11 protein-coding genes and 1 riboswitch are annotated in these 11,012 nt (G+C 50.3%); all 11 genes read left to right on the top strand.

From position 1 onward, the window contains the following. Positions 1-520: 520 nt before the first annotated feature. The gene (locus tag M3191_RS13070) at positions 521-1,048 is read left to right on the top strand and encodes a DUF2179 domain-containing protein (protein ID WP_251696645.1); all 528 of its coding nucleotides are present in this window, start codon (positions 521-523) and stop codon (positions 1,046-1,048) included. After that, positions 1,045-1,236 (top strand): NETI motif-containing protein, encoded by a 192-nt coding sequence (locus M3191_RS13065; protein ID WP_251700816.1) that lies wholly within the window; start codon positions 1,045-1,047, stop codon positions 1,234-1,236. The genes M3191_RS13070 and M3191_RS13065 overlap by 4 nt, the downstream gene beginning before the upstream one ends. An 84-nt stretch (positions 1,237-1,320) precedes the next feature. Then, positions 1,321-1,421, top strand: a riboswitch (purine riboswitch). Between the two features lie 170 nt (positions 1,422-1,591). Continuing rightward, a complete protein-coding gene (purE, locus tag M3191_RS13060) occupies positions 1,592-2,080 on the top strand; it encodes a 5-(carboxyamino)imidazole ribonucleotide mutase (protein WP_251700815.1) in 489 nt (162 codons plus the stop codon). Further along, positions 2,077-3,195, top strand: coding sequence for a 5-(carboxyamino)imidazole ribonucleotide synthase (gene purK, locus M3191_RS13055; RefSeq protein WP_251700814.1), 1,119 nt, complete (start codon positions 2,077-2,079; stop codon positions 3,193-3,195). The genes purE and purK overlap by 4 nt, the downstream gene beginning before the upstream one ends. 54 nt (positions 3,196-3,249) lie before the next feature. Further along, positions 3,250-3,504, top strand: a complete 255-nt coding sequence (gene purS / locus M3191_RS13050; RefSeq protein ID WP_251696637.1) for a phosphoribosylformylglycinamidine synthase subunit PurS — start codon at positions 3,250-3,252, stop codon at positions 3,502-3,504. Further along, entirely contained in the window at positions 3,501-4,187 is a 687-nt protein-coding gene (gene purQ / locus M3191_RS13045) for a phosphoribosylformylglycinamidine synthase subunit PurQ (RefSeq protein WP_251700813.1), read from the top strand. The genes purS and purQ overlap by 4 nt, the downstream gene beginning before the upstream one ends. Beyond that, entirely contained in the window at positions 4,171-6,402 is a 2,232-nt protein-coding gene (gene purL, locus M3191_RS13040) for a phosphoribosylformylglycinamidine synthase subunit PurL (RefSeq protein WP_251700812.1), read from the top strand. The genes purQ and purL overlap by 17 nt, the downstream gene beginning before the upstream one ends. Next, entirely contained in the window at positions 6,378-7,805 is a 1,428-nt protein-coding gene (gene purF / locus M3191_RS13035) for an amidophosphoribosyltransferase (protein ID WP_251700811.1), read from the top strand. The genes purL and purF overlap by 25 nt, the downstream gene beginning before the upstream one ends. 12 nt (positions 7,806-7,817) lie before the next feature. Continuing rightward, positions 7,818-8,876 carry a phosphoribosylformylglycinamidine cyclo-ligase gene (purM, locus tag M3191_RS13030; protein WP_251700810.1) on the top strand — a complete coding sequence of 353 codons (1,059 nt, stop codon included), beginning with the start codon at positions 7,818-7,820 and terminating at the stop codon, positions 8,874-8,876. After that, the gene (gene purN, locus M3191_RS13025; RefSeq protein ID WP_251700809.1) at positions 8,873-9,463 is read left to right on the top strand and encodes a phosphoribosylglycinamide formyltransferase; all 591 of its coding nucleotides are present in this window, start codon (positions 8,873-8,875) and stop codon (positions 9,461-9,463) included. The genes purM and purN overlap by 4 nt, the downstream gene beginning before the upstream one ends. Continuing rightward, positions 9,460-10,995 carry a bifunctional phosphoribosylaminoimidazolecarboxamide formyltransferase/IMP cyclohydrolase gene (purH, locus tag M3191_RS13020; protein ID WP_251700808.1) on the top strand — a complete coding sequence of 512 codons (1,536 nt, stop codon included), beginning with the start codon at positions 9,460-9,462 and terminating at the stop codon, positions 10,993-10,995. The genes purN and purH overlap by 4 nt, the downstream gene beginning before the upstream one ends. Positions 10,996-11,012: the final 17 nt, after the last annotated feature.

Genomic DNA, 11,012 nt, shown 5'->3' with positions numbered 1-11,012 from the left:
CCATATCTAGGTTAAAATTAAGTTGGGCCATTTTCCATTCCTCCAAATGTTTATCGTGGTTGAAAACATTTTATCACAGGGGATGGAAAAGGCCTTTTCCTATTTACACAATTATATGGACTCAATCAAAAAACGCGTAAATCCTCTAAATTACCTACTATCCGATAGCCGCAATTCCTTGTAATCAATTGCTTTGCACGATACGATGGTAGTCAATCTACATCAAGTGAAATAATCAAGTCAGTTGAACTATCTAGTTGATTGGAGTGGAAGGCGGCGACTCCAGCGAAAGCCGTCACGAAGAACGGCTTTTGCGAGCACAAGCGAAGCGTTGCGAGCAGGATGTGGTATGATGCCTTAATTTTTGCACAGAACGCAAAAATACGGCCAATCGAACACTATGGTGTTCGATTGGCTCAAGCCATGCCCGCGGAAAGCGTCCGCCTGCAACGGAAATCAACAGTTGGTAGCTGCAGTCAGTTTATTTCAACCTATATAGTCTTGGGAGGTTTGCTAAAGAATGAAAATGGTACTAATCATATTTCTTATAAACATCGTGTATGTATCCTTCTTTACCATCAGGATGATTCTTACTTTGAAGGGCTATCGATATTCTGCTGCCTTCGTGAGCATGATCGAGATTGTCATTTATATTGTAGGTCTTGGATTGGTATTGGATAATCTGAATGAAATACAGAATATAATTGCGTATGCACTAGGGTACGGCAGTGGTGTCATAGTCGGGACGAAGATTGAGGAGAAGATGGCGCTTGGGTATATAACGGTGAATGTCATTACGGCTGGCATTGATTATGAGATGCCGAGGCTGTTGCGGGAGAAAGGATATGGGGTGACGGATTGGTCTGCGCACGGATTGGAAGGAAGTCGTTCGGCGATGCAGATTTTGACGCCCCGGAAAGATGAATTGAAGTTGTATGAGACGATAAAACAGATTGATCCGAAGGCGTTCATTATTGCATATGAAGCAAGGACGATCCATGGGGGATTCTGGGTGAAGTCTGTAAGGAGAGGAAACTTATTTAAATGAGTACGAAAAAGAAAACAGTATGGTTTGAAGTCGGAGAAGGCGAGACAATTGATGATTGTTTGCAGCGGTTGGCTGCGGAAGGCTATCGCGTGGCGGGCAGGATGGAGGAGCCTGTTTTTATGGAGAAGGATGGCGAGTACGTCCCGATCCGGCAAGTCATTAAGTTTAAAGGGATTTTAGATGAGTAAAATGTCTATTATACGAACGATGGTCATTCTGGGATGGCTATTGTTCGTATTTTTTATTGACGTATTCGAATTCAGTTGGTACACTGAGTGTAGTTCGATAACCCACATATATGCTGAAGGATCGGCTTCAGCGTTTCTACCAGGACGCCGTAAATGTCCGGACTATGTGGAAAGCGATTTCTAGGATTCAGCGAAGGGTGTGCCATATCTTATGGATACGTTCATCTTGAGCATTGTGAATATCCTTGAATGAACTGCTTTCCATGCATTTGGAAGGCAGCTTATTCAAGGATTTTTTAATGGAAAATTAACGAAGTGAAATTCTTCATCAGTCTACTAAAGGAGCGGATTGTCTATGGGACCGAAAGTCGGCGTGATCATGGGGAGTAAAAGTGATTGGGAAACGATGAAGCATGCTTGCGACATACTGGACGAGTTAGGTGTTGATTATGAAAAGAAGGTAGTATCAGCGCATCGTACTCCGGACTTCATGTTTGAATATGCAGAGCAGGCACAGGACCGGGGGATTGAAGTGATTGTCGCCGGTGCAGGCGGTGCCGCACATCTTCCCGGAATGGTGGCAGCGAAGACATTATTGCCCGTCATTGGTGTTCCAGTCCAGTCCAAGGCGTTGAATGGAATGGATTCATTGCTATCCATCGTTCAGATGCCAGGAGGCGTTCCGGTCGCTACCGTATCGATCGGTAAAGCAGGTGCTACGAATGCGGGATTGCTCGCTGCCCAGTTTTTAGCCGTCCACGATTCGAAGCTACGCAGCCGCCTTGAAGAACGTCGAACACAAATGCGGAATGCGTCATTAGAAAGCAGTGGTGAGTTGCTATGAAGACGATTTTGCCGGGACAGACAATTGGAATCATCGGCGGCGGACAGCTTGGCCGCATGATGGGCCTTGCTGCAAAGGAAGCTGGATTCAAGATTGCCGTGCTTGATCCAAATATGGATTCACCATGCGGCCAGATTGCAGATATCCGTATCGTCGCTCCGTATGACGATGAAGCAGCGCTTGAGGAGCTTGGCGAAGTGAGTGATGTCATTACATACGAATTTGAGAATATCGATTTCGAGGGTCTCGAGCGACTCAGCCAAATCGCGTATGTTCCTCAAGGAGCCGAACTTGTAAGAATCACGCAAAATCGGATAGCGGAAAAAGCGGAAATACGGGCTTCCGGTGCGCCGGTCGCCAATTATGTCGCTGCTGATTCATTTACTGAGTTAATAGCGAAAATCGATCAGGTTGGATTTCCATGCATCGTGAAAACTGCGTACGGCGGTTATGACGGGAAAGGGCAAGTGAAGCTTGAGTCGGCTAACGATCTTGAACTAGCGGAACCTCTCTTCGCCCATTCAGCTTGCATCGCGGAAGCGTTCGTCCCTTTCAAGACGGAAATATCCGTCATTATCCAACGGAATCCTGAAGGGGAATCGTATTGCCTGCCGATCGCGGAAAATATCCATAAGCATCATATTTTGCATCAGTCGATCGTTCCTGCAAGGGTTGCGGAGGCAGTCCTCGCCAAGGCGGAGAAAGCGGCTAGGAAAATCGCGGATCACTTGGAACTTGTCGGAACGTTGGCAGTGGAAATGTTCGTGCTTGAGAACGATGAAATTGTCATCAATGAGCTCGCACCGCGTCCTCATAATTCAGGCCATTACTCGATTGAGGCATGTAATGTCTCCCAGTTCCATCAGCATATCCGTGCTGTGTGCGGCTGGCCATTGCGCAAGCCAAGGCTCTGGGCGCCGTCCGTCATGGTGAATGTGCTCGGGGAGCATGTCGTACCTTTGAAGAAAGTGGTCATGAATCATCCTGATTGGTCAATCCATCTATATGGGAAGGCCGAGGCGAAAGAGAAACGGAAGATGGGCCATGTGACCATCATGACCGATTGTTTAGAGAAGACGCTGGAAGAAATCGATTCGACAGGCATTTGGGCTTAAAAAACATACACATTAAATCGATGACAAACTTAATCCATTCGGGAGGAAATTGACATGACAAAAGTGAACGTTTACGTAACATTACGCGAAAGTGTTGTTGATCCACAAGGAATTGCAGCTCAGGAGGCACTCCAGACATTGGGGTTCAATGAAGTCGAAAGCGTCCGCATCGGCAGACTGATCGAGCTTGAGCTTGCAGGGACGGACAGTGAAATCGAGACGCGTGTCAAAGAAATGTGCGATAAGCTGCTTGTCAATAAAGTGATCGAGGACTACAGCTTTGAAATCGGGGAGGTCGCGGGCAAATGAGGTTCGCAGTTCTAAGTTTCCCAGGTTCCAGCTGTGATGTAGACATGTATCACGCCCTCTTGGATATCGTAGGCGTCGGCGCGGAAATCGTCAGCCATCAGGATGCAGACCTAAACAATTTCGATGCTGTCGTCATTCCTACAGGAGCTTCCTACGGTGATTATTTACGTCCGGGCGCACTTGCCCAAAGCTCTAAATCGATTGACAGTCTGAAGGCATTCGCGGATTCTGGCAAGCCGGTGCTTGGCGTAGGGAACGGATTCCAGATTCTTGTCGAGGCAGGAATCCTTCCAGGTGCTTTCTTGCGGAATAAAGGATTGAAGTTCAGAAGCGGAAACGCAAAGCTGGCTGTTCAAAATACTGAATCGACATTTACAAGCATTTATGAGCAAGGACAGCAGATCACACTTCCTTTCGCCCATGAATACGGCAATTATTACGTCGATGCGGACACTGCAACACAATTGAAAGAGCAGAACCGCATCGTTTTCACATATGAAGACGGCAATCCTGACGGCAGTGTAGAGAAAATCGCGGGCGTATTGAATGAACAAGGGAATGTACTCGGCATGATGCCGCTGCCTGAACGTGCAGTCGAGGAAATCATCGGCGGGACGGACGGTTTGCCTTTATTCCGATCAATTCTGAAGAACTGGAGTGAGAAGAATGTCAACCATGCATGAACCTACAGCTCAGCAAATCAAAGATGAAAAATTGTATCGTCAAATGGGTATGACCGATGAGGAGTTCGATCGTGCAGTCGAAATGATCGGACGTCTTCCGAATTATACGGAAACAGGATTGTTCTCGGCGATGTGGTCGGAGCATTGTTCTTATAAAAGCTCGAAGCCGGTATTGCGCAAATTCCCGACAGAAGGCGCGCGCGTCTTGCAAGGTCCTGGGGAAGGTGCGGGTATCGTCGATATCGGCGATAACCAGGCGGCTGTCTTCAAAATGGAATCTCACAACTCTCCATCCGCTATCGAGCCATTCATCGGTGCAGCTACAGGAGCGGGGGGCATCATCCGTGATGTCTTCTCAATGGGAGCCCGTCCAGTGGCGCTTGTGAACTCAATGCGTTTCGGTGATTTGACGGATGAGCGCGACCGTTATTTATTCGAACAGGCGGTTGCAGGGATTGCGAGCTACGGGAATACGATCGGGATTCCGACGGTTGCAGGCGAAGTCCAGTTCGATAATTGCTATTCGAAGCGTCCTCTCGTCAATGCGATGGCTGTCGGTTTGTTGAATCATGAAGATATCCAGAAAGGCATTGCATCGGGTGTCGATAATACGGTGCTGTATGTCGGTGCGAAGACTGGCCGTGACGGCATTCATGGAGCGACGATGTCATCTGCTGAAGTCGCAGTCGATAAAGAGGAAGAGCTGCCGGTCATGCAGGCGGGTGACCCGTATCTTGAGAAGCTGCTCATGGAAGCTTGCCTGGAGTTGGTTAAATCGGATGCTTTGATCGGAATCCAGGACATGGGTGCGGCAGGACTCACTTCATCATCAGCGGAAATGGCTTCGAAAGCGGGCTATGGCGTTGAATTGAACTTAGACCTCGTTCCACAGCGCGAAGAAGGCATGACCGCCTATGAAATGATGCTTTCCGAGTCTCAAGAGCGGATGCTCGTCGTCGTGAAGCAAGGCCGTGAGCAGGAAATCATTGACTTGTGCAAGAAATATGGTCTGGAAGCAGTGTCGATCGGGAAAGTGACGGATGACAAAATGCTTCGACTTACACATAAAGGTGAGATTGTCGCGGAAATTAATGCAGATATTCTAGCGGAAGACGCGCCAGTCTACTATAAAAAATCGGAAGAGCCTGCTTATTTCAGTGAATTCCAGGCGATGGAAAATGAAGAGCCGGCTGTCGAAGATTTGAAGGAGACATTATCAGCGTTATTGCAACGTCCGACAATCGCGTCGAAAGAGTGGGTGTACAGCCAATTCGATTCGCAGGCACGCACGAATACAGTCGTAGCGCCAGGCTCTTCAGCAGGAGTGATCCGCGTACGCGGCACGAATAAAGGCCTTGCAATGACAGCGGATTGCAACTCCCGGTATATTTACCTCGATCCGGAAACGGGCGGGAAGATTGCAGTTGCGGAAGCGGCTCGCAACCTGATCTGTTCAGGTGCGGAACCAATTGCGGCAACGGATTGCCTGAACTTCGGAAGTCCGGACAAGCCGGAAGTGTTCTGGCAGATTGAAAAATCGGCTGATGGCATTGCAGCGGCGTGCCGAACGTTGAATGCACCGATCATCGGCGGAAACGTATCGATGTCGAATGAAGTGAACGGAGTTCCAGTCTACCCGACACCGACGATGGGCTTGGTTGGCCTCGTGCATGATCTGTCGCAAGTGACGACGACTTCATTCAAACAAGCGGGCGACGCGATTTACTTGATTGGCGAAGCGGCAACGGAATTCGGTGGAAGCGAGCTTCAACAAATGATCCATGGCAAGATTTTTGGGAAAGCGCCTGCTATCGATTTGGAAGTGGAAGCAACCCGTCAACAAGCGTTGTTGAAAGCGATCCAAAGCAGACTTGTCCAGTCCGCTACTGATTTGTCGGAAGGCGGTTTCGCAATTGCACTTTGCGAGAAGGCATTTGACGCGGAAGGCCTTGGTGCAGAAGTGACTGTTACAGGTTCTGCGGTGACGGCTTTATTCAGTGAGACGCAATCCCGCTTCCTCGTGACGGTAAAAGAAGAACTTGCGACAGCGTTTGAAGCGATCGTAACGGATGCAGTGAAAGTCGGTACAGTTACCGATCAAAATAAAATCGTAATTACTGGCGATAACGATGCGGTGTTGATTGACGGGACGGTGGAAGAATTCCGTTCCGATTGGAAAGGGGCAATTCCATGCTTGCTGAACTCAGAGGCCTGAACGAAGAATGCGGCGTGTTCGGCATTTGGGGCCATGAAGAAGCGGCGCAGCTAAGCTATTACGGCTTACACGCGCTGCAGCACCGCGGGCAGGAAGGTGCAGGTATCGTAACGAAAAATGGCAAAGGGTTTCATGTCGTAAAAGGGGAAGGCCTTGTAAATGATGTGTTCTCCGGTGACGCGCTGAAAAGCTTGACGGGACGTTCGGCAATTGGCCAAGTCCGTTACACGACGGAGGAGGGGCGGGGCGCTGAAAACGTGCAGCCGCTCGTCTTCCGTTCCATGACAGGCAGTTTGGCGATTGCGCATAACGGCAATTTAATTAACGCGAAGGATTTGAAGGAGAGTCTTGAAAAGCAAGGAAGCATCTTTCAAACAACTTCCGATACGGAAGTGCTTGCCCATTTGATTAAACGGAGCGGCAGTGGTTCTTTGACGCAGCGGGACCGAGTGAAAAAGGCGCTGTCGATGTTGAAAGGGGCGTTCGCATTCGTCGTATTGACGGAGGATGGTTTGCTCGTCGCCCAGGATCCGAACGGTTTGCGGCCATTGTCTCTAGGGAAATTAGGAGATGCATGGGTTGTCGCTTCTGAAACATGCGCGTTCGACTTGATCGGCGCGGAAACGATCCGTTCGGTTGAACCGGGCGAGTTGATCGTCATCAATGACAAAGGCTTGCATTCCGATCGATTCGCGGAAGCTGCTGACCGGGCAATCTGCTCGATGGAATACGTCTATTTTTCAAGGCCGGATTCGGATATTGACGGAATCAATATCCATATGGCGCGGAAACGGTGCGGCAAACAGCTTGCAAGGGAAGTCAAAATCGAGGCGGATGTCGTGACGGGCGTTCCGGATTCAAGTATTTCTGCGGCCATCGGATTTTCCGAGGAAAGCGGCATTCCGTACGAACTTGGGTTGATTAAGAACAGGTATGTCGGCAGGACATTCATCCAACCGACGCAGGCGATGCGCGAAAGAGGCGTGAAGATGAAGCTTTCCCCGGTGCATCAAGTCATCGAAGGGAAGCGGGTCGTCATGGTGGATGATTCGATTGTCCGCGGGACGACTTCGAGACGTATCGTCAAAATGCTGAGGGATGCAGGCGCGAAAGAAGTGCACGTTGTCATTGCGGCGCCTCCGCTCGTCAGCCCTTGCTTCTATGGCGTCGACATAAGCACGGATTCCGAATTGATTGCGACGGGGCGTTCGGTGGACGAAGTGCGGGAATTGATCGGCGCGGATTCACTGACGTTCCTTTCGGCGGAAGGGATGCTGAATGCGATCGGCAGACCGTCTGAAATGAAAGATTGCGGACAATGTCTTGCGTGCTTCACAGGTGAATATCCGACGGAAATTTACGCGGATACAGTATTGCCACACGAAAAAGAAATCGGGCGGTAAGGAGGAACTTCCATGTCAAAGGCGTATGAAAAAGCGGGAGTCAATATCGAGGCGGGTTATGAATCGGTTGAACGGATGAAGTCGCATGTCGCGCGTACGGCGCGGAAAGGCGTTGCAGGTGCATTCGGCGGTTTCGGAGGGATGTTCGATCTGTCGGAGCTTAACTATAAAGAGCCTGTGCTCATTTCCGGCACGGATGGCGTCGGAACGAAATTGAAATTGGCATTTATGGCAGATAAGCACGATACAATCGGCATCGACTGTGTGGCGATGTGCGTGAATGATATCGTCGCGCAAGGCGCGGAGCCGCTTTATTTCTTGGACTATATCGCACTCGGTAAAGCGGTCCCTGAAAAGGTCGAGGCGATCGTCAAGGGAATCGCGGACGGCTGCGTTCAGTCGGGTGCTGCGCTGATCGGCGGAGAGACGGCTGAAATGCCAGGGCTCTATGATGTGAATGAATATGACTTGGCCGGATTTGCGGTCGGTGCCTGTGAAAAGAGCAAGGTCGTTACAGGGGAGAAAGTCGCTGAAGGGGACGTGCTTGTCGGCATCGCTTCAAGCGGCATCCACTCGAATGGATTCTCGCTCGTCCGCCAGATCGTCCTGGAAGAGCAAGGATATAAGATTGACGAATATATCGCTGGGTTCGAGGAGCTTGGCAAAGTCGGAGCCGCTTTGCTTGAACCGACGAAAATCTATGCGAAGCCTGTCATGCAAATCCATGGGGAGCTAGACGTCCATTCGATGGGGCATATTACGGGCGGAGGATTTTATGAGAACCTTCCGAGGATGTTCGGGGAGGGGTTCGGCATCGAAGTCGATCTCGGCTCATGGCCTGTTCTGCCTATCTTCAAAATGCTGAAGGAGAAAGGCGAACTTCTTGATAAAGACTTGTACAGCGTCTTCAATATGGGTATCGGCTTTGTCGTTGCACTTCCCGCCGAACAAGCGAAACGCGCGATTCAAATCGCTGCGGAACACGGTGAGGATGCATACGAAATCGGTCGTGTCATTCGCGGCACGGGAGTCGTTTTCAACGGAAGCCATGATGGGAGCTTGGCAGAATGAAGGAAAAAGCAAGAATCGCGGTATTCGCTTCCGGCAGCGGCAGCAACTATGAAGCGCTTGAAAACGCATGCCGCGATGGCGAGTTGGACGCGGAAATCGTCCTCGTCATGACAGACAAACCCGCATCATTTGTTGTGGAGCGGGCAAGGCAGACAGACATCCGGGTCGTCGCATTGGAACCGAAAGCCTTCCCGTCGAAGCAGGCGTATGAGGAAGCAATGCTCGGCATTTTACATGAAGAGAATGTCGAATGGATTGTGCTTGCGGGATATATGCGGCTCATCGGACCGACGTTGTTGGCAGCCTATCCTTCACGAATCGTCAATATCCATCCGTCGTTGCTCCCTTCATTCCCAGGCAAGGACGCAATCGGGCAGGCGATCGCCCACGGTGTGAAACTGACCGGCGTCACTGTCCATCTGGTCGATGAAGGGATGGACACGGGTCCGATCCTCGCGCAGGTGGCGGTGCCTGTCGTGGAAGGCGATGCGGAATTGACTGCACAGGCGATACATGCGGTGGAGCATGTGCTTTATAAAGAAACATTGCAGAAGTTGATCTTAACTAACGGAGGGGTTCATTCGTGAAAAAACGGGCATTGCTCAGCGTTTCGGACAAAAAGGGAGTCTTAGAATTCGCTCAAGCACTAGAAGCACTCGACTATGAAATTCTGTCAACCGGCGGAACAATGAAACATCTGAAGGAAAACGGCGTCGCGGTGACGGCGGTCGACGAAGTGACGGGCTTCCCTGAAATTATGGAAGGCCGCGTCAAAACGCTCAACCCGATGATCCACGGCGGACTTCTTGCAAAACAGGACGACGCGGCACATCAAGCGCAAATGAGAGAACACGGCATCCAACCGATCCATATTGTCTGCGTGAACCTATACCCATTTAAAGAAACGATTTCGAAACCTGACGTAGCCATCAATGACGCAATTGAAAATATCGATATCGGCGGTCCGGCAATGCTTCGCGCATCCGCAAAAAACCATGCCTACGTCACTGTCATCGTCGATGCGGCGGATTACGTCCAAGTACTTGAGGAGCTGCAAACGGAAGGGCAGACGACACTTGAAACACGCCGCCGCCTTGCAGCGAAGGTCTTCCGTCATACAGCTGCGTATGATGCACTCATTTCCGGATATTTGACTGACCTTGCAGACGAACAATTCCCTGAGCAAGTGACGTTTACATACGAGTTGAAACAGCCGCTCCGCTACGGCGAAAACCCGCATCAGCAAGCGGCGTTCTACAGCCGTCCGCTCGGTTCGGACTTTTCTATTGCGAATGCGGAGCAACTGCACGGGAAAGAGCTTTCCTATAACAATATCCAAGATGCCAATGCGGCGATCCAAATCGTGAAGGAGTTCAACCAACCGGCGGCAGTGGCAGTTAAGCATATGAACCCTTGCGGCGTAGGTGTCGGAGAAACAATCGCCGAGGCGTTCAATAAAGCATACGAAGCCGACCCGGTTTCCATCTTCGGAGGCATTATCGCCTTGAACCGTGAAGTGGATGCTGCAACAGCTGAAAAGCTTTCGGGCATCTTCCTCGAAATCGTCATCGCGCCTTCGTTCACGGAAGAAGCGATTGATGTATTGACGAAGAAGAAAAACATCCGTCTACTCACAATCCCGTTTGAACAGCATAAGCAAGAAGCTTGGAATACGGTGTCGGTTGAAGGTGGACTGCTCATGCAGCAACCTGATGCATACGGCTTTGACGATGCAGAGATCCGAGTTGCAACAGACCGTGAACCGACGGAATCTGAATGGGAAGCAATGAAGTTAGGTTGGGCAGTCGTCAAGCATGTGAAGTCAAATGCGATCGTCGTATCTGATTCGCAAAGGACGCTCGGCGTCGGAGCGGGGCAGATGAACCGTGTCGGAGCTGCTGCGATTGCATTAACGCAAGCAGGTGAGCGTGCGAAGGGGGCAGCAATGGCCTCTGATGCATTCTTCCCGATGGATGATACCGTGGAAGCGGCAGCGAAAGCGGGCATTACGGCAATCATCCAGCCCGGGGGATCCGTGAAGGACGAGGATTCCATTAAGAAGGCGAATGAATATGGCATTGCAATGGTATTCACAGGCGTACGTCATTTCAAACATTGATTGAAGGAGAAGATACA

The sequence above is a fragment of the Sporosarcina luteola genome, assembly GCF_023715535.1.
GTDB lineage: Bacteria > Bacillota > Bacilli > Bacillales_A > Planococcaceae > Sporosarcina > Sporosarcina luteola_B.
This window is presented reverse-complemented; position numbering and strand designations above follow the sequence as displayed.